14 protein-coding genes and 1 pseudogene are annotated in these 18949 nt (G+C 61.1%); 5 read left to right on the top strand and 10 right to left on the bottom strand.

What is annotated here, in order from left to right:
• Nucleotides 1–47 precede the first annotated feature (47 nt).
• From AZG88_RS04555 to AZG88_RS04545, 3 genes are read right to left on the bottom strand one after another with little or no spacing between them, the layout of a single operon-like run.
• On the bottom strand, nt 48–950 hold the full coding sequence (locus AZG88_RS04555) for an NAD(P)-dependent oxidoreductase (RefSeq protein ID WP_061697046.1): 903 nt from the start codon (nt 948–950) through the stop codon (nt 48–50).
• On the bottom strand, nt 947–2032 hold the full coding sequence (locus tag AZG88_RS04550) for a zinc-dependent alcohol dehydrogenase (protein ID WP_063886775.1): 1086 nt from the start codon (nt 2030–2032) through the stop codon (nt 947–949). Before AZG88_RS04550 ends, AZG88_RS04555 begins: the two co-directional genes overlap by 4 nt.
• A gap of 10 nt (nt 2033–2042) precedes the next feature.
• Nucleotides 2043–3497, bottom strand: coding sequence for an NAD-dependent succinate-semialdehyde dehydrogenase (locus AZG88_RS04545; protein WP_061697044.1), 1455 nt, complete (start codon nt 3495–3497; stop codon nt 2043–2045).
• Between the two features lie 269 nt (nt 3498–3766).
• Here AZG88_RS04545 and AZG88_RS04540 point away from each other — a divergent pair, with 269 nt between their 5' ends.
• Entirely contained in the window at nt 3767–4813 is a 1047-nt protein-coding gene (locus tag AZG88_RS04540) for a LacI family DNA-binding transcriptional regulator (RefSeq protein ID WP_061697043.1), read from the top strand.
• Nucleotides 4814–4840: 27 nt separating this feature from the next.
• On the opposite strand, the gene AZG88_RS51480 is transcribed toward AZG88_RS04540, so the two are convergent.
• The 3 genes from AZG88_RS51480 to AZG88_RS04530 all read right to left on the bottom strand — a co-directional run bounded on the left by AZG88_RS51480 (nt 4841) and on the right by AZG88_RS04530 (nt 6395).
• The gene (locus AZG88_RS51480) at nt 4841–5089 is read right to left on the bottom strand and encodes a hypothetical protein (protein WP_156517419.1); all 249 of its coding nucleotides are present in this window, start codon (nt 5087–5089) and stop codon (nt 4841–4843) included.
• 92 nt (nt 5090–5181) lie between these two features.
• On the bottom strand, nt 5182–5880 hold the full coding sequence (locus tag AZG88_RS04535) for a GntR family transcriptional regulator (RefSeq protein WP_061697042.1): 699 nt from the start codon (nt 5878–5880) through the stop codon (nt 5182–5184).
• Nucleotides 5877–6395: a VOC family protein gene (locus AZG88_RS04530; RefSeq protein WP_061697041.1), complete on the bottom strand. Its 519-nt coding sequence runs from the start codon at nt 6393–6395 to the stop codon at nt 5877–5879. The genes AZG88_RS04535 and AZG88_RS04530 overlap by 4 nt, the downstream gene beginning before the upstream one ends.
• A 137-nt stretch (nt 6396–6532) precedes the next feature.
• Between AZG88_RS04530 and AZG88_RS04525 the strand changes: the two genes are divergently transcribed.
• The 4 genes from AZG88_RS04525 to AZG88_RS04510 all read left to right on the top strand — a co-directional run bounded on the left by AZG88_RS04525 (nt 6533) and on the right by AZG88_RS04510 (nt 13491).
• Nucleotides 6533–8710, top strand: a complete 2178-nt coding sequence (locus tag AZG88_RS04525; RefSeq protein WP_061697040.1) for an alpha-ketoacid dehydrogenase subunit alpha/beta — start codon at nt 6533–6535, stop codon at nt 8708–8710.
• 1 nt (nt 8711) lies between these two features.
• Nucleotides 8712–10073, top strand: coding sequence for a dihydrolipoamide acetyltransferase family protein (locus tag AZG88_RS04520; RefSeq protein ID WP_061697039.1), 1362 nt, complete (start codon nt 8712–8714; stop codon nt 10071–10073).
• A gap of 330 nt (nt 10074–10403) precedes the next feature.
• Nucleotides 10404–11729, top strand: coding sequence for an MFS transporter (locus tag AZG88_RS04515; protein ID WP_231913808.1), 1326 nt, complete (start codon nt 10404–10406; stop codon nt 11727–11729).
• Nucleotides 11730–12234: 505 nt separating this feature from the next.
• Nucleotides 12235–13491 carry a M24 family metallopeptidase gene (locus AZG88_RS04510; protein WP_061697037.1) on the top strand — a complete coding sequence of 419 codons (1257 nt, stop codon included), beginning with the start codon at nt 12235–12237 and terminating at the stop codon, nt 13489–13491.
• A gap of 325 nt (nt 13492–13816) precedes the next feature.
• Here AZG88_RS04510 and AZG88_RS04505 read toward each other — a convergent pair.
• The 4 genes and pseudogenes from AZG88_RS04505 to AZG88_RS04490 all read right to left on the bottom strand — a co-directional run.
• Nucleotides 13817–15373 (bottom strand): annotated as a pseudogene (locus tag AZG88_RS04505) (IS1634 family transposase).
• A gap of 454 nt (nt 15374–15827) precedes the next feature.
• On the bottom strand, nt 15828–16247 hold the full coding sequence (locus tag AZG88_RS04500) for a DUF6262 family protein (RefSeq protein ID WP_061697036.1): 420 nt from the start codon (nt 16245–16247) through the stop codon (nt 15828–15830).
• A gap of 1 nt (nt 16248) precedes the next feature.
• Nucleotides 16249–18372, bottom strand: a complete 2124-nt coding sequence (locus AZG88_RS04495; protein WP_197487773.1) for a tyrosine-type recombinase/integrase — start codon at nt 18370–18372, stop codon at nt 16249–16251.
• A 7-nt stretch (nt 18373–18379) separates the two neighbouring features.
• A partial coding sequence (locus AZG88_RS04490; protein ID WP_156517418.1) for a tyrosine-type recombinase/integrase occupies nt 18380–18949 on the bottom strand: 570 nt, incomplete at its 5' end.

Below are 18949 nucleotides of genomic sequence, written 5' to 3'. Positions count from 1 at the left end.
TCCCATCGGACGACCGCCTTGTCCCGAGACAGCGTGGCCGCGTCGGATCAGGAACCCTGCGGAGTCCGTCGCCGCAGATAGACAGCTACCGCAGCCATATCCTGGTCGCCCAGGCCGCTTTCGATAGCTTCGACGGTGGTGTCGAGATTTACTTTCATCAGCGGCATGTGCGCGTGTACTTTTTCGGCCAAAGCGGTAGTGAGCCTGAGATCTTTGGCGGCCAGTGTCAGCGCAAGCTGAGCAGTCGAAGTATCGGGGTTGACGTAGTTGTCTTTTCGGTACACGACCATCGGCGCGGCTATGGCACTGTTGCAGAACACCTCGTACGCCGCAGCCCGATCGATACCGCTGCGTTCCGCCAAGACCAGCGACTCCGAGATCGCCTGTCCCAGAGCGAAAATCACATTGTTCACCGCAAGTTTCATGACCGATCCGGAACCAACGGGTCCGAGATGGTAGATCGCCGCGCTCATCGATTCAAGCAATGGTCGTACGTGCTCGACGACCTCGGCGGGTCCACCGACCATGAGCGTGAGCCCCGCCGTTTCTGCTGCTTTGACCGCACCCGAGACCGGCGAGTCGATGGCAGATCCACCGGCAAGTCCTACGGCCTGCGCGAGCCAAGCGATACCCACGGGACCGGTGGTCCCCATGTCCACCGCCACCTTGTTGGGCGACCAACCCGCCAACAGACCCTCAGGCCCCTCGTAGACCGTGCGCAGAGCCGTCTCGTCGGCAAGCATTGTCACGACTACCTCGGCAGCCGCTGCAGCTTCGCGTAGGTTGTCGGCCACTTCGACGCCTTCGGTCGATGCGGCGAAGTCTTCTGCAGTACTGCGGGTCCGGTTGTAGACGAGGATGCGAAAGCCCGCTCGCGCAATATTGGCGGCCATGGGCAGGCCCATTCGACCTAGGCCCACGAACGCGATAGTCTTCTTGTCGTGCGTCATGCGACGGTCTTTCGTGTGGCGGACGCCCACGGGTCGATCAGCGTCTTGATGCGGGCACTGCGCCGCTCGGCCAACGGCTTCAAGCCTTCTTCGACCAGTTCATCGAGAGACAGTGCAACTGGCGCGACGTCGGTCCATCCACCCTTACGTGCAGCCAACAACCGAAGTGCCTCCGGAAGATCTGACGCGCAGACGTGAGCATTGGTACCGACCAGTTCGACCTCGCGTAGTGACACGCCGCGGACGTCGATCTCGAGAGGGCCGTGCTGAAGACCGACCATGACCAGCCGCGCACCGCGCGACGCGATGGTCAAGGCCTGCTGGAAGCCAGCGGCGCTCCCGGATACCTCGTAGACGACCGACGGGATGATCTCGTTGGCGTCGAGCACATCTTGGACGCTGCGATCACTGCCGACCTGCACGGTGTGTGTGGCGCCAAGGGCGGTGGCGATATCCAACCGCTCGGTGCCGAGATCGGAGACCACGACGCTGCCGCACCGGTCAGCGACAGCGTATGTCAGGAAGGCCCCGATACCCCCGGCACCGAGAATGACCGCGGATTCATCTTGGGCCAGTCGCCCTCGCCGCATTGCGTGCACCGCGATGGACATCGGCTGCGCCAAGGCCGCTGTGTCGGCCGAAATACCGTAGCTCGACGCGTCCATGCAGGTCGATGCCGGTACCGCGACGTACTCGGCCAATGCGCCGTTCTGGTGGAGGCCGAGCGTCGAGTAGTGCTGACAGAGGTTGGTCATCGCGCGTGTGCACCAGAAGCAGTGACCGCAGGAGATACCAGCACCGGACACGACGAGGGTGCCAAGTTCGAAGCCTTCGACGTCGGTGCCCATGGCCTCGATCGTTCCGGTCAATTCGTGACCGGGGATCATCGGCCCGACATGTCCGGAGACAGGGTGCGCGCTGCGAATAGGGAACATGTGGGGGCCTGAATCGAATTCGTGAGCGTCCGTCCCGCAGATGCCCACTACCGACACCCTCAACAGCAGGTCTCCTGGACCTACTTCGGCATCGGGAACGTGTTCCACGCGGACATCGCCGCGGTCGTGAAATACTGCTGCTCGCATAGTTTTGTCCTTACCAGTCGACTGCGATGTATTTGGTTTCCAAGAATTCGTGAATGCCCTCGCTGCCGCCCTCGCGACCGAGGCCACTGTGCTTGACTCCACCGAATGGCGCGGCGGGGTCCGATATCAGACCCCGGTTGATACCGACCATTCCTGCGTCCAGCGCCTCCGCAACCCGCAATGCGCGAGAGAGGTCTGCGGTGAACACGTAGGACGCGAGACCGAACGGGGTGGCATTGGCCAACGCGATGCCCTGCTCCTCGGTATCGAACTTCGTCAAAGGCGCTATAGGACCGAATATTTCGCGATCAAGGATGGGATTTCCGGGCTCGACGTCAGTGAGCACGGTCGGCGGATAGAAGGCACCTGGACCACCATCGGCTTTACCGCCGGTCACGATGTGGGCTCCGGCATCGACACTCTGGGTCACCAAGTCCGCCATCTCGTCTACGGCAGCCTCATTGATCATCGCGCCCACCTGCATCTGCCGGTCCATTCCGGGACCTATCGGCATCTGTTCCATCGCGGCAGCGAGCCGTTCGGCGAACTCCGTATAGATACCGGCCTGCACAATCAAACGGTTGGCGGCGATGCACGACTGTCCGCCGTTTCGCATCTTGGCGATCACCGCTCCTTCAACGGCTGAACCGAGATCGGCGTCGTCGAACACCAACAAAGGTGCGTTGCCTCCCAACTCCATCGAGACACTGAGGATGTTGTCAGCGGCACCGTGCAACAACGATCGGCCCACCTCCGTGGATCCGGTGAAAGACAGCTTTCGGGTTGCCGGATGCGCGATCATGGCCGCCACCACCGGGCCGGAGCGACGCGCAGGCACGACGTTCACAACGCCGTCTGGCACTCCCGCTTCTGCCAACAACGCAGCGATAGCCAGTGCGGTCAACGGCGTGTCCGATGCAGGCTTGAGTACTACCGGACAACCAGCGGCGAGTGCAGGCGCAATTTTCCGGGTCGCCATGGCTGCCGGAAAGTTCCACGGAGTGACGAGCACTGCCGTACCGATAGGCTGCTGTAAGACCATGATTCGTTTATCGCCACCGGGCGCAATTTGTACATGCCCGGCGATACGCGGGACCCCCTCGGCGTACCAGCGAAAGAACTCCGCAGCATAGGCAACCTCGGATGCGGCGTCTGCCCACGACTTACCGTTCTCTCGGACAATCAATTCGGCCAATTCGTCACTGCGTGCGGTCATCGCAGAAAACGCGCGTAGGAGTACGGTCGCACGCTCGCGTGGAGCGATGGACGCCCACTGCGGTCCAGCAGATTCCGCGGCTTCGACAGCAGCAATGGCGTCCTCGGTGGACGCACTTGCTACCTGGGTGATCACCTCGCCGTTGGCGGGATCGCGTACCTCGAACACGCTGCCATCGCTGGCATCGCGCCACGCGCCGCCGATGAAGAGCTGATGTGCAAGATTAGCGGGAGCAAAGGAATGGGGCATGCGCTGATTCCGTTCGATCGAACTGTCGTGGACACAGAGGTGTTGTCAACACCACCTAATGGACCTGATGGATGCAATCGATTGCTAATGAGCGTAGGGCGCTTAGCAGGACCTGTCAATGATGGTAGGGCGGTCTCGGCAGCCAACTGTGCAAACAGTTGCATTGGCATTACGATGTGTCCGTACGAGTCGAACGGCGTGCGCTGGTAGTAGTCAGCGCGTTGGTAACTAAGGCGTCGCTAGCGAGGCGTCGGCAAACAAGGAGGCCCATGTCGGACGTCACCCTCAAAGATGTTGCCGTTCGAGCGGGTGTCCACGTGGCCACCGCATCAAGGGCCCTCGACCCCAACCGTCGTCAGCTGGTCAATACCGAGACCCGCCTGCGCATCGAGAGCGTGGCCGAGGAACTGGGTTACAGAATCAATGTGCTCGCGCGCAGCCTGCGCAAGGGTAGTACCGGCATGATAGGGGCGGTAGTTGCGGATCTCGGCAATCCCTTCCTCCCCCCGATGTTGCGAGGGTTGGAAGAAGTTCTGGGCCCGCGAGGCTACCTGATTGCCGTGTCGGAAACACACGAGAATCCCGAAACGTTCCATAGGGTCTGCGAGCAAATGATCGCCCGCCGCGTCGACGGAATTGTCATCAGCGCAGCCCATGTCGACGACGACGTGTTCATTTCCACCCTAGAGGAGTCGGTGCCCGTGGTTCTGGCCGTGCGTCGGGTTACGGGCGGTGGTCACCACACGGTTACCCACGATGATGTCCTGGGGGCGCGGCAGTTGATCGGGCACCTGGTTGACCTGGGCCATCGCAAACTCGCGCAGCTTCAGGGGCCGCAGGACGTGTCGTCGTTCGCCGGACGCACACTCGGTTTTCGTCGGGTTATCGCGGAGAGCGGGTACACCGAGGTCGGTTCCGACGACGCGGCGATGGAGCCGACGACTGCCGAAGGCAGGCGGCTCACCGCTGCCCTGCTGATAGATGAGGCGCAAAGGCCGACTGCGATCTTTGCGCACAATGATTCGATGGCAGTCGGGGCGCTCCAGGCGCTCGCCGACGCCGGATTGAGCTGCCCGGGTGACGTGTCCGTGGTCGGGTACAACGATGCACCGCTGACTGCGCACCTGGCGCCACCACTGACCACGGTCCGACTCCCCAGTAGCGCCCTTGGACGTCAGGTAGCGGCGACGATGTTGAGCCAGCTGGACGCACACGACAATCCGCCGACCACCGTTCAGTTGGAACCCGAACTGGTGATTCGTACATCATCCGCCGCCCCTGGCCACGCATCGATCGCAACACAAGTTCTCGGGTAACCCCCAACCGCTCGGGTGCGCTCGAAGTCAGGGGTTTTCGGTTCGGAAAATATTGTACGCGTCGATAATTAGTCTGTGGTCGGCTTCCGGATGCTCATCGGCGATGCGCGTGACGATCTCGAATGCCCGGGAGCCGAGGTGATCGCCGGCGGTGGGACGGTGACCTGCGGTCAACGCTGCGGTCAACGCGCGCTCGAAGCGTCGGCGAAGTAAGTCCGCCCCAGTGTGGACATTCGCGGAAGCTGTCGTCGCGCCCACGCGCGAGGCGTCCGGCACGCGCTCTGCTCGTTGTTCGGCCGTTCGGACTTTCGAATCGGTGTGAGTGTGAGGGCGGGGATGCAAGGAAGTCATGAGGTCTTTCGGTGTGGTCAGTGATCGGGTCGGAAGATTTCGGGATGGCCGGCGAGTTCGACGCGGGTACGGCGAATGTGACCCCGCAAGGTGTTGACTGCGTCATCGGCATCGCGGCGTTCGATGGCGTCGAGGATGAGGCGGTGTTCGGCGTTCACGATCCACATGCGTTCGGCGCCGGACAATTCGACGTAGGCGCGCCGATAATGCTGCGAGGTGTTCCATAACCGCACCACTGTTGAGGCCAGGGGCTCTACGGTGCATGCCGAATAGGTGGCGAGGTGGAATGTGCGGTCGAGTTCGAGAAATCGCTGTACATCTGCACTTGTCCGAGCGTTGTGTTCGATCTGTTCCTGGATGTCAGTGAGCTGCGCCAATGTGTCGACGTCGAGCAGGGAAATGCTTTCGGCGAGTGCCAGAGGCTCCAACGCTTCACGCATTCGGTAGACCACGTCGACTTCGTGCGCGCCCAGGAACGGCACGCGCGATCCCTTGTTCGATTGGGTGTCGGTCAGACCCTCGGCGTCGAGCATTCTCAGAGCCTCACGCACCGGAAGCCTGCTGGTGCCGAAGCGTTCGGCGATGTCTTCTTGCCGAATTCGTTCCCCCGGTCCGATCGCACCGGAGAGAATAGCGACGCGCAGGTACTCCGCCACTCGCTCACTGGCCGCGCTGACCGGTGTTTTGACGGAGGAATGTGGTGCAGATGCATTCATGGTGTCCAGTCTGGGCGAAAGAATGCTTTGCCGTTGGGATAGGAAACCAGTTCGAACTGCATGCCCCAGGGCGCCAAGAAGTAGATCCATCGTTGACCCAGGTGCGGGCCTGTGCTGACCGTGGGTTCGCCCAGAACCGTCACACCATGCGCTCGTAGGTGGTCGACCGCCGCGTCCAGGTTGTCCACGTAAAGCGCGATATGGTGCCCACCCACGTCACTGTTGCGGGGCGGGACGATGTTTTGGTCCGGCGAACGATATTCGAAAACTTCGAGTACTGCGGAGTCGCCGAATCGGAAGAATTTCAGAGAGGGCACGACCGCGCGGGGGTGAACGTCGAGATGTTCGGTCATCCACTCGCCCTCGTCGTCTCGTATCGGGCCCAGCGTGTACAAGTACTCGCAACCCAGCACGTCGACGAGGAACGACGTCGCTTCGGCCAGGTCGGGCACCGTGATGCCGACATGATCGAAACGTCGGAATCCTGGCAGTCCGGACGCGTTCGCCACGTTCATTACATACTCCAATGTTGACATTATGATGACTATTTGAAGTATTTATCGACGAAGGGCGTCGGTCAAGCCTTGAAATGGATCCATAAAATTGGTTATGTTGTGACCTCCGCCGCAACCGACACTTTGGAGTCCTATCCGTGAGTACGCACACGCCGCTACATCCGGCCGCCCCATGGGTGGAGGTCCATTCGACCCAGGAGGACTGGGACGCCGCCGATCCGAACTTGCTCAAAGCGATGCTTACGCAGATGATCTTGATCCGCGGCTTCGAGGAATACGTCCTCGACCTGGCTGGGCAAGGATTGATTCACGGCCCTGCCCACTCCTCGATAGGGCAGGAAGGCGGCGCCGTCGGTTCGGTGCTGGCCTTGACGTCTGCGGATTCGGTCAATGGATCGCATCGAGGGCATCATCAGTTTCTGGCGAAGGCGCTGCACCACGTCGCGCCAACGGGCGTGGACCCCACCGAAGAATTCGCCGACGACATCCGGACGGTGATGATGCGGAGCTTGGCGGAAATCTGCGGATTGTCCCGCGGGTTCTGCCGGGGCCGCGGCGGTTCGATGCACCTTCAGTGGCGTGAAGCCGGAGCGATCGGAACCAATGCCATTGTCGGCGGTGGTGTGCCTTTGGCTGCGGGATATGCCTGGGCCAACCGCCACAGCGGTGGCGACGCGGTGGCCGTGACGTACTTCGGCGACGGTGCGATCAACATCGGTTCGACCCTCGAAACGATGAATCTCGCTTCTGCGTGGAAACTGCCGCTGTGCTTCTTCATCGAGAACAACCGGTACGCGGTCTCGACCAACGTCGAAGAGTCGACCGGGGAACCGCGGCTGTCCGCCCGGGGTCTCGGATTCAACATCGCCAGCTGGAAAGTCGACGGGATGGATGTCTTGGCAACGTATCTGGCAACGCAGGAAGCGTGCGCCCACATGCGAGCCGGAAACGGGCCGGCCATCGTCGAAGTCGACGTTTACCGCTACTTCCACCAGAACGGAGCGTTTCCTGGCAGTGCGTTCGGGTACCGCGGCAAGGCGGAGGAGAAGGCGTACCGCGACCGTGACCCGATCAAGCAACTGTCCGGTCAGTTGGAGCGGCGAGAAATTCTCGACTCCGGCGTGATCGAGAAGCTCGTCGACCGGACCAAGACCATGATGGCCGAGCTGGGAGACGAACTCCTCGAGCCGGTGCCCGGTGGGAAACCCGGGGCGCGCCGAATCAAATCCAACGAGTGGCCCGACCCCGACTTCGTCGATGTGGGTGTACGCGGGGACCTCTCGGAGCTCGGTGAGGTGACCTTCGTCGATCGTGACGGTTTCAGCGGTGCCACCACCGAATCGAAGTTCGTCGAATCCATCGCTGCAGTGCTGAACCGGCGGATGGAAACCGACCCCACGGTGGTCATCATGGGCGAGGACATCCATCGATTGAACGGCGGCACCAACGGCGCCACCCGAGGGTTGTCCGACCGCTTCCCGGACCGCACGCTGGGCACACCGATCAGCGAAAACGCCTTCACAGGTCTTGGTGGTGGGATGGCCCTCGACGGGCGTTACAAGCCGATCGTCGAATTCATGTACGCCGACTTCATGTGGGTAGCCGCCGACCAACTTTTCAATCAAATCGGTAAAGCACGCCACATGTTCGGCGGGGACAACGATGTGCCGTTCGTGCTCCGCAGCAAGATAGCCATGGGCACCGGATACGGATCTCAACACTCGATGGACCCCGCAGGGGTATTTGCCACACAACCGGGTTGGCGCATCGTTGCACCTTCGACGGCTTTCGACTACGTCGGCCTCATGAACACCGCATTGGCCTGCAACGACCCCGTCGTCGTCCTCGAGCACGTGGGCTTGTACAACTCCATCAGCGACGCCCCCGTCGACGACTTCGATTTCCACCTGCCGGTCGGTAAGGCCGCACTTCGCCGTACCGGATCAGCGGTCACGGTCATTTCCTACCTGGCAATGACCAATTATTGCCTCCAGGCGATAGACGAAGGAAACCATGACGCGGATCTGATCGACCTGCGGTGGTTGGACCGCGAATCCCTCGACTGGGACACCATCGGAGAAAGTGTGCGCAAGACCAATCGCGTCGTCATCGCGGAGCAAGGTGCGATAGGTACGTCGTACGGCGGATGGCTGGCCGATGAGATCCAACGCCGTTTGTTCGATTGGCTCGATCATCCGGTCGAGCGTGTGACCGGAGGCGAAGCCTCACCCAGCATCAGCAAGGTTCTCGAACGCGCTGCTATCGCGCAGTCCGAAGAGATTGCCGCTGAGCTCGTCCGAATTACGGAGGCCTGATATGCCCGCACTGCTCAGAATGCCCGGGGTGGCGGCCAATGCCACCGACGCGGTTCTGTCCGAATGGCAGGTCGCGGAAAACGTCGACTTCACAGCGGACGAGGCCATCGCGACCGTAGAGACCGACAAGGCCAACATCGACATCGAAGCCGAAGCCGCCGGCGTCATCCTGCGGTATCTCGTCACGCCAGGAAGCACGGTGGAAGTGGGAGCTCCCATCGCGCTGACAGGGCACCCCGGCGAAACCGTATCCGATCTCGACCAAGCGCTACGCGATCTCGGTATAAGTGCGGAGGAGAACTTCGACAACGCCTCCAACCAGGACATGCAGGTCGAGGTTACCGCCGCGAGCAGTCACGATGCCGACGTTTCCTCACCAGGTGGTGACCGCGGAACCAGCACCCAACGGCAGTTCGTCACCCCCCTCGTACGCCGCCTGGCCCGAGAGGCAAACCTGGACCTCAGCGCAGTTTCGGGTACCGGACCTGGCGGCCGCATTGTCAAGAGGGACATCATCGCACTGCTGAACGCAGGTACGTCGCCTCGAACGGCCACGTCGTCCGCCTCCGAAAGGACCGACGCCGACACAACCGCAGCCACATCCACCGCGGAGACCGCTGATGGCCGTAGCTCCTCCGGCGGAGAAGCAGCCGAGACGTCACGGGGGACGGTCACCGAGCGGGAAGCGTTCACCGACACCCCGCACTCTCGCATGCGCAAGTCCATCGCCTCGCTACTGACCTTGAGCAAGCAGAACGCGCCCCACTTCTACGTACGTGGCAGCGCCCGAGTCGACGCCTTGTTAGCGCTTCGCCGGCAGCTCAACGACGTCGGCGATGTGAAGGTCTCGGTCAACGACCTGATCATAAAAGCAGCTGCACGAGCCCATGTTTCAGTACCCGCGATGAATGTCATCTGGCTCGACGACGCAGTACGCTCCTTCGGCAAAGTCGACATCGCAATCGCCGTGGCATCTGATCGAGGACTGATGACCCCGGTGGTACGAGACGTCGCCAACCGCGGCCTCTCGGCAGTCTCTGCGCAAACCCGTGATCTGGCGGAAAGGGCCCGCTCCGGGAAGCTCGGGCAACACGAACTCGAAGGCGGCTCGCTGAGCATCTCGAATCTGGGCATGTACGGCACCGAAGAGTTTTCGGCGATCATCAATCCACCGCACGCAGCGACACTCGCAGTCGGGGCCGCTCGCTCCGAACCTGTGGTCATCGAGGGAGAAGTCGCGGTGGCATCGGTTCTACGCGTCACGCTGTCCGTCGACCACCGTCCGGTCGACGGTGCGGTAGCTGCCGAATGGATGAAGGTGTTTCTCGACATCCTGCACAGTCCGCTACAAATCGTCATGTGACAACGCACTTCTCAGCGCCTGGTCGGAGACGGACACCGCTGCTCAATTTATATTGCAATCGATTGCTACCGCTGATAGCCTCTGAGGGAGACCTGCACCACAGTGTGGTTTCCGAGAGAGGAGCCCCACACCTTCCGCAAAGGCTCGCCATGCCGTAGGCAGTCTTGCTCGCAGACGTGAAACTGCACGAGCCGAGCATCAGGGGCCTCAAGAGCCCCCTGTTCCCATCCATCGCACACCGGGCGCTGGCCCCGCAAAGACGCACGTCGGACGACGTTGTCCTTCGCCGGCTGCCCAGTCGAGTGCGACAACCTCTTGAAAGGACCTTCTGTGAGTTCGATACCCGGTGGTTACAACGACGGTTTGACGCGGGCACCCGCACGTCCGTCTCCGGCCAAACCGATGCGCGCAGCCATTGCAGGAGGACTGGGGTCGCTCGTCGAATATTTCGACTTCGCGATTTACGGATTCGTGGCGGTTTACATCGCCCAGCACTTCTTTCCCAGCGACCGTCCCGCGGTCGGTGTACTAGCCACCATGGGCGCATTTGCCGTCGGCTATCTCGTCCGCCCGATCGGAGGCTGGTACTTCGGGCGAATGGGCGACAGGCATGGGCGAAGCAAAGCGCTCATCATCACTGTCCTGGCGATGGGGGTGTGTACCACGGCGATTGGACTCTTGCCCAGTTACGCCACCATCGGGATTTTCGCTCCGATCGGTCTTCTTGTCTTGCGGGCGCTTCAGGGGTTCTGCGCCGGCGGCGAGGTCGCAGGGGCGGCGTCCTACACTGCAGAGTCCGCACCGGCCGGGCGTCGAGGTTTCTTCACATCTTTCACTCCGATGGGCACGACAGGTGGCTACGCGGCCGCTGCGATCGTTGTCGGACTTACCACTCTCGTACTTTCGTCCGAACAGATGTCGGCGTGGGGGTGGCGAATCCCGTTCCTTGTTGTCGCTCCGATCACGTTGTTGTGCACCTTTTTCCGCCTGAAGCTCGAGGACTCGCCAGAATTTTTGGAGATGGCCTCACAGAAAGTTGTGAAAAGCCCGCTCCGGCAGGTCTTATCCCAGAACTTGGTGCAGGTATTTCAAGCTGCGTTTCTGACTTTTGCCACCTTCGGAACGTCTACATTGGTGCTGGCTTACTTTCCGACCTTCTTCATCTCGGTACGGGGTTTCGATGTGCAACCGTATTACTGGATGATGGCAGTCGTCATTTCGCTAGCGCTGTTGGCATTCCCGTTCGTCGGTTCATTGTCCGATCGATTTGGCAGAAGGCATGTGATGCTGGCTGGATACGTCACCCTTGCGGTACTGGCGTACCCGCTTTTCTGGGCTCTACAGAACACGCAGAGTTTGGCAATCTTAGGAATTATCCTTCTCGGCTACTACCTTGTGAACGGTGTCACCATCGCCACAACTTATTTGGTCACGGTGGAATTGATGCCCCGTCCCGTCCGCTACACGGGTTCTGCTTTGGGCCTCAACGTCGGCCTGATCGCAATCAGTTTCGGCCCGTCCGTCGCGGCCGAGGTGGTAAACCGGTACAACAGCCTCGTACCGGTCGCGCTGTGGGCCGGTGCCTGCGGACTGATCGGAGCGGCCACCTTGTTGCTCGGTGTTCGAGAGACCGCGAAGGGTGAGCTAGCGAAGTAGATGGTTGGACGCCTGTATCGGCTTTCTCCCGTCAGCGAGTGAGATCGGTCCGCCCCAGGTCCGATCTCACTATTCAACGGTTGATTTTATTCATGCCAGCCCAGTTTCGTTCTGCAAATCAATCTCATGGTTGACTGAATTTCATCAAATAGCACTGGCAAAGGATTAGTATGAACTTCTCAGAATCAGATCTCTACGGAGCGTCGGCTCATGATTGTACGCATATGATCGGCATGTTCTCTGCGAGCATGCGCACGGTTGTCAGATTCGTCCAAGGCCTGATGCCCGCTGACGCGAAGCGGCGAAGTTCGACTTCTACGCATCAATCGATCCCGATCTTATACGAAAAGGATTCTCAATCGGCGTAACGCCCTGTAAGGGACTAAACTTGCGAAATAAGCGCAGTGGCCCATTCGGATCGACGAATGCAAAAGATCGCAATTGCGATTGCGAATAGCTACACATTCGGACTGGTTGAATGTGACTACTAAATTGGAGACTTCACATGGTCGAGGTTTCAAGAAGTTCCCCGCTGCTTTCAGCACCTGGCCACATGGGTGTCGACTACGAGACGCGCGTCGACTTCCCGCGATTGCGCGACTACCGCCTCGCGCGCGCAAACGCGGCGCTTGAGGCGAGTGAGTGCGGCGCCTTTTTACTCTTCGACTTCTACAACATCCGCTACACCACCTCGTCCTGGGTTGGCGGCGCGCTCGGCGACAAAATGATCCGCTACGCGCTACTCACCCGCACTGGCGAACCGCACTTATGGGACTTCGGATCAGCAGTGAAACATCATCAGCTGCACTCGAAGTGGTTGAAGCAGGACCACAACCATCCCGGCTTCCTAGGATTCCGCGGTGCAGTCTCGCCCCGCGCAGGCCTCATGGCAGACGCCGTGACCCAAATCAGGGGCATGCTCATCGACCTAGGTCTCGAAAATTTACCGGTAGGCGTCGACATCATCGAGCCCCCGTTCTTGTTCGAGATGCAACGGCAGGGCCTCCAGGTCGTCGACGCCCAGCAGTACATGCTTGATGCTCGCGAAATCAAGAATATCGACGAGATCATGCTGCTCAACCAAGCTGCCGCAATGGTGGATGGGGTGTATCAAGACATCGTCGAAGCACTCAAACCTGGGGTCCGCGAGAACGAAATCGTAGCCTTAGCCGCCAAGAAGCTGTACGAGTACGGATCAGACCAGGTCGAGGCGGTCAACGCCATCTCCGGTGAACGTTGCAACCCGCACCCCCACAACTTCACAGACCGCATTATTCGGCCCGGAGATCAGGCATTCTTCGATATCATTCATTCCTTCAATGGATATCGAACGTGTTACTACCGCACCTTCAGCGTAGGGAGATCCACCGCCCCGCAACGTGCAGCGTACGGGCGAGCGCGGGAATGGATGGACACCGCAATTGCCGCGATCCGCCCCGGCGTGGGGTCCGATGAGATCGCGTCGCTTTTCCCGACTGCCGAATCACTCGGCTTCGACGACGAGCTCTCTGCCTTCGGCTTGCAGTTCTGCCACGGGCTCGGCCTTGGCCTGCACGAACGGCCGATCATTTCCCGATTGAACAGCTACCGCGATCCGGTCGAAATCAAGACGGGCATGGTCTTTGCAGTGGAAACCTATTGTCCTGCAACGGACGGGTACTCGGCAGCCCGAATCGAGGAAGAGGTGGTCATTACCGATGACGGCCCTGTCGTAATTACCAAGTATCCAGCAGAGGAACTTGTCGTGGCAAACCCGTACTGACCGATGAAGGGCACCGGAGCACTCTTGCGAAGCTGTTGAACTGGGCGATGAATGAGCGCGTCAACGCCTCAGCGCGCGGTCTGCGGCGCGGACACCGTGTAGTGCAGCGTCTCGGCGTTGGCCCGCTCAGCGATCGTTGCCAGGCCTCAGGCAGGATCGCGGCGCCGTTCCATATGCCCTCGGTCGAGGTCATTGTTCGCATACAGTGCGGACCGCTTGTTGTGTGGTCGGCAGCCGCGCATCCAGCCGCCAGTCGTCTCCGCGGTCCACTTCGCGTAGTGGTGATCCGTTGATGTTCCTGACTTGCACAGTTTTAGTGCCCCGGTCAACGTGTCGGTAGTTCCAGCGAGGTGAGGATGGCTGCGGCTTCGACGGTGAGCGGGTCGGCGGCGGTGTGGGGGTGGCCGGCGATGGTCAGGCTGATTTCTTGTAGCGGGCGCAGGGTTTTCACGATGCGCCCGATCGAGACTCCGGTCTCGGCCTGCAGATAGCGGGCGACCGCGAGCGCGGTGAACACGACCGTGAGGTGGGCTTCGATCGCGTCGCGGGTGTGGTGGAACATCGGCCGCGCCCGTAGGTCGGTTTTCGACATGCGGAACGACTGCTCGACATGCCAAAGGTCGTGATACTTGCCGATCACCTCGCCCGGGTCCATCAGGGCGGCGGGGATGTTGGTGACGTAGCCCTTCAACCCGACCAATGATCGGGCCCGATCGAGAGATGCGGTGTCGAGGGTGCGGCCGCCCTCGGTGGTCTTGACGAACCGCGTCGACTTCGGAGCTGTGCCGCCGTCGACGACCTCCCTGGCCCGGGCCTCCTGGGCGTTGAGTGTCTGATTGTCGCGGACCGCCCGTCGTTTCGAGTACTGCCAGACCGCCCGCCAGGACTTCGGATATCCGGCCGCGTCCCAGACCGGCTCGGTGCGCTTGTTGACGTTGCTGACGGTGCCCTTCGCGTGCCGGGGAGTGACCGTATCGATTATCTGTCCGTCAGCGAAACTATTTCCGTTCCAATGGAAATGGCTTGCGAGATCGGCGGGGGCTTTGGTGACGCGGGACCCGACGATGAACTTGAGTCCGGCCTCGTCGAGGTCCTTGAGATTGCCGGCGGAGAGCATGCCTGCGCCGGCGGCGACAACCATCTCGACGCCCTCGATGTCGTGGCGGGCCTGGAACTGCCGGACGATCGGGACGATGGTATGGGTTTCTGCCTTGTTCCCTTCGAAGCAGCCGATCTCGAGGGGGAATCCGGTACGGTCGACGAGCAGGCCTACCACGATCTGCGGATCCACCCTGCGTTCCTTCGAATATCCGACCTTGCGCAGGTCGTCTTCCTTCTCTGCCTCGAAGTACAGCGTGGTGACGTCGTAGAGCACCAAGCTCAATCCGCCGGTCGCGGCGGCATGCTCGAAACATTTCTTCGCGACCCGGTCTCGGTAATCGTTTGTGGCGCAACGCTTCAATGCGTTGGCGTAGGTGTTGCGATGGGCCGGGGTCAGTCCGATCTCGGCGACGACCCGGCTGGTGTCGCTCATCGATGTCGGCTCGACGAGCCGGCCGAGGACCAGCTGGAAGAACGCGTCGTCGTCGACAGCATCGAGACCCAGGCGTCGCCATCCGGTCTCGATCGCCTCGATCAGCCAGCGGGACCGTTTCGTCGCGATCACCGATCCGCGTTCCCCACCACCGCCGAGGTGGAGGTCGAGTTCCTGCTGGCCGGCCTGCAGCTATTCCCGGGCCGCCTGCAACAGTGCCGCCAACTCGCCCTCGGTGTGGGCGGAACCGAGGTGCTCAAGGATCTTGTGGCGGCCCCCGTCCTTCGCGGCGATCTGCACCGCCGTCGCCCCCGACGCGGTCCGAACCTTGCGGATATAGGCAGCCACAACCGGCGATCCTACCGACCGATTAGTGCCCCATATCCCCGACCCGCGAATCCACTACCAGCACAAACGCCAGCCGAAGCCGGAAATCCCCATCGACCTGTGCAAGTCAGGTGGCCGAAAGAAGCCAAGCTCGGCCGCCTGATCAACGCACGCTCGGGTTCGGTGACCGAGCGCCCCTCGTTTCGGGCCGCGGCCTCGAAACGGCGGTGCTTATTGCCCGCTTATCCGGAGTGATTTCGCTGCGAATGGTGATTGGGTGCTGGTGGATCCGTTGACGACGCGTCGTCAACGAACACGCGGCGCTGGGCGTTCTGTTGCTGTTCGGAGTGCAGCACCAGGCGTCGTGTCGATGGTGGTGTGACTGCGACTCGTCGGTCGTTCATCAGTTGTGATCGCTGCAGCGTCAACAGCACGGGGGAGCCTGGCCCGGCGCGCGTGATGACGCTGCCCACAGTCATTCGGGCGGTTGCACGGCGCGGCGACTGAGCTCAAGGATTCGGCCATGCGCGGCAGATAGCTCCGCTTTGAGCTGAGTCACGTCACGGCGGTAGCGTTCTCGTTCCTCGGCGAGCTTGGCTGTGAGCGTGAGGACGATGCTATTGGCATCCTCCGCTAGACCCCGGTCGGGCCGGCGACGGGACGGAGCGACCGGGCTCATGCCGGCTTGTTGGCGTCGTAGCTGTTCGATACGGGCGCGGAGGGCCGGGGTGCGGTAGAGGAAGTTCTTGGAGACACCGGCGTGAGCGGCGACACTTTCGAAGGTAGTCGGTGCGCCAATCCGGATTGCATGCCGGAGTCCCTTTTCCGCTCTCTTGGTCGCAGCGTCCCGCTTTGCGGCGGCGGCCTTGCGTAGGTTGTCCACATTGCCGGCCATGTCAGTAGCCTGCCGTTCGTCGCAGTTGGGAGTCTTGTTCCGCCCGGGTTGGGACTCCGGCTCCTACATGCGCTTCGGCGGAAGTCGCCGTCGAGAGAGTGTCGACGATGGCCCGCAGTGCGCTTTGCTCACGACGCCGAAGTGTCAGCCAGACATGATCTTCCGACATCGGCTCACCCGTTTGGTCCTTGTGCATCGCTTGTCGCTTGTCGATGAGGAGATCCACCGCTTGTAGCTCGTCTTCATGGACGGGTAAGAAGCGTTGATCGGTGACGAACAAGTCGCAGGTGAGACAGGCATTTCCCTTGTCGCAAGCTTGGGCTGGAGGCAGCGTGCACCATCCGTTGGGGAGTACCCGGTCGGTGCGGGACTGGAGCGCCATCAGGTCATAGAGCTCGTCGGCGTGCAGCCTGGCGGCTTCGCCGTCGCGAGTGATCTTCTGGAATCGAACAAACTCCGCCTTGGCGGTCGAATCCAGTGTGTGCGCGTAGATCATGGTCATTTCGGGTGAGGTGTGTCCGAGATATCTCTGCACTACGTGCAAGGGAACACCGGCATCGAGCAGCTTGGTGGCTTTGGTGTGGCGGAGCCGGTGAGTAGCGGACAGGCGCAGCGGGTTGCCGTCACGATCATTGAGCTTTGCTGTCTTCACCAGCTTGTTCAGGCGTTGTCGGAAGTTCGCTGCGTAGTAGGGCTGGTTGCCTCGCAGATTGTTCTGGTGCTTGATGAACAGATATTCGGGGACATCCGATATGCCTGACTTCTCCAGGTGCTGAAGTAGCCACTGTTGCTGTTCGGCGACGATCTGCACCACCTCGTTGTCCACGAAAATAGTATTCGGTGCGCCGTCGATCTTCGTCTGCTGGTAGCGGAGCCTGGCGATGGAGGAGTCGTCTGTGCCGTTTTGCGCTACCGGGGTCAAGGGGCTGAAGTCGAGCATGCAGATTTCGTTGACGCGCCGGCCCGTGGCGATCATCAAGAGCAGGATCCGCATCGCTTGTGGATCGCCCATACCGCCTTCCTCGCGAGGATCACCGATGATGTGTGCATGCTTGACTACCTCGGATAGCACGTCGTCGGTGATGATGTGGCGCTCGTCGAACCGCCGCCGCGATGAACCTTTCGGCTTGACATCGCCGGGCATCCAGAAGCGAACGTACTCAGGGGGCAGATCGCGCCACCGCGGCTCGGCGAGAAGCTGGGCGGCCACGTCGCCGTGGTCGTACATGTAGACGTATAGGCCTTTCACGGCCGTAGCGATCGACGAGACAGATGCGTCCGAACGGACATTGCCCCTGCTCTTCCCCACCTTGACGACGTGCGTCTTCTCGCGGTTGAGGAAGTCCATCATGACGGTCCGCACGTGTTTTCGGTCGTCGCAGAGCCGTGGTGTGGTGATGTTCTTGTCCGTGAGATACAGATCGAAAACTCGGAATCCGTCGAATCGTCCGTGCGCCGTCGACCACGTGATCGAGCCGGCTTCGAACAGAATTTTCGTGTAGTACATTGCTGCCCGGCGCAGCCAACCCGTCTCGAGGGCGTGCCAGTGAATCGCCGTACTGAACGCGGGTTCGTGATCGCGTCGAGGAATTCTGCTGTCCATGGACAGATCCCACACTTCTCGCTCCCACCAGGTACCACGGTCGTAGGCGAACCAAAGAATTTTGCAGACTCGGTCCAGCGGCGCCAGATAGGTGCGGAGAGTGTTGAGGTTGGGGAGTTGTTTCTCGCGCTGTACCCAGGTCGTCCGTAGCTCGGTCTTCCACTCGCCTGGATTGCGAACCATCAAACTCTGGTGCGGCTGCTGCTGCCTGCCGAGACGCTGCGCAGTGACGGCGAGTTCTCTCATCAGAAGGCCCATGGGGGCGCAGGGAACACGTCCACCCAATTCGACGATTCTCCAGATGGCATAGATAACTTCGCGCTGCATCGGCTCCGGGAGCGCGTCGAGGTGGATGTCACCGATCTTGTCGTGGTAGTACGCGAAAGAGGCTTGGAACTCCTCGGGAATCGAGCGTCTTGTGTAATGCAGCAGTCGCAGGCCTTCCGGTACCGCATCGACCAGGGCGAGGTTTGTGTCCTCGTCGTAACGGCATTCGGACGAGCGATGGAGAGCCTCGACCATCTGCGAATCACGGAATCTGCCCATGCTGGACCCTCCAAGTCTGTGTCACACGTGTCCAGTCGGCGATCGACTTGAGCTCTTCGTCTTCGGTGACCCAGGCGTACGTGTTCAACGTTGTTTGGACATCTCGGTGACCGAGCCGCCGGCTGACCACATGAACCGGTGTGCCCGATAGCAGTAGAGCGGTGGCGTGCGTGTGGCGAAACCAATGCGGGCTCCACCGAGCGGGGACCCGGGTCCCGAGCCGCTTTCGCAACCGGTCGACCAGCTTGTAGACGGTGTCTGGATGTAGTGGCGCAAAGGTTCTGCCACTGTTGATGTTTACGAACACGGATGTGCGGTTCATATCGTCGACCGCGGCGGCCATCCCGAGGTCGCATAACTGCCAGACGTATTCGCCGTAGAGGCGATCGGTGGCGTCTGAGAGATATACCTTGCGGTAGCCGCTCTTCTGGCGCAACCCGTGCGGATTCCGGCGCGGCACCACCTCGATGAATGGGTTCTCTCCCCGCCCGACATGCCAATCTCGATGCTGCAAGGACAGAGCCTCGCCGATGCGCAGTCCTTCTCCGGGGGT

This window comes from Rhodococcus sp. LB1 (assembly GCF_001583455.1).
In the GTDB taxonomy this organism is placed as follows: Bacteria; Actinomycetota; Actinomycetes; order Mycobacteriales; family Mycobacteriaceae; genus Rhodococcus_F; species Rhodococcus_F opacus.
The sequence above is the reverse complement of the archived record's forward strand: the minus strand, read 5'-3'. Positions and strand labels throughout refer to the sequence as shown.

What these genes read in the sequence shown, in the direction of transcription:
- AZG88_RS04500 (WP_061697036.1), bottom strand. Translation starts at nt 16,247, where the DNA reads ATGGCCGGCAATGTGGACAACCTACGCAAGGCCGCCGCCGCAAAGCGG.
- AZG88_RS04530 (WP_061697041.1), bottom strand. Translation starts at nt 6,395, where the DNA reads ATGAACGTGGCGAACGCGTCCGGACTGCCAGGATTCCGACGTTTCGAT.
- AZG88_RS04550 (WP_063886775.1), bottom strand. Translation starts at nt 2,032, where the DNA reads ATGCGAGCAGCAGTATTTCACGACCGCGGCGATGTCCGCGTGGAACAC.
- AZG88_RS04555 (WP_061697046.1), bottom strand. Translation starts at nt 950, where the DNA reads ATGACGCACGACAAGAAGACTATCGCGTTCGTGGGCCTAGGTCGAATG.
- AZG88_RS04540 (WP_061697043.1), top strand. Translation starts at nt 3,767, where the DNA reads ATGTCGGACGTCACCCTCAAAGATGTTGCCGTTCGAGCGGGTGTCCAC.
- AZG88_RS04495 (WP_197487773.1), bottom strand. Translation starts at nt 18,372, where the DNA reads ATGGTCGAGGCTCTCCATCGCTCGTCCGAATGCCGTTACGACGAGGAC.
- AZG88_RS04535 (WP_061697042.1), bottom strand. Translation starts at nt 5,880, where the DNA reads ATGAATGCATCTGCACCACATTCCTCCGTCAAAACACCGGTCAGCGCG.
- AZG88_RS04510 (WP_061697037.1), top strand. Translation starts at nt 12,235, where the DNA reads ATGGTCGAGGTTTCAAGAAGTTCCCCGCTGCTTTCAGCACCTGGCCAC.
- AZG88_RS04545 (WP_061697044.1), bottom strand. Translation starts at nt 3,497, where the DNA reads ATGCCCCATTCCTTTGCTCCCGCTAATCTTGCACATCAGCTCTTCATC.
- AZG88_RS04520 (WP_061697039.1), top strand. Translation starts at nt 8,712, where the DNA reads ATGCCCGCACTGCTCAGAATGCCCGGGGTGGCGGCCAATGCCACCGAC.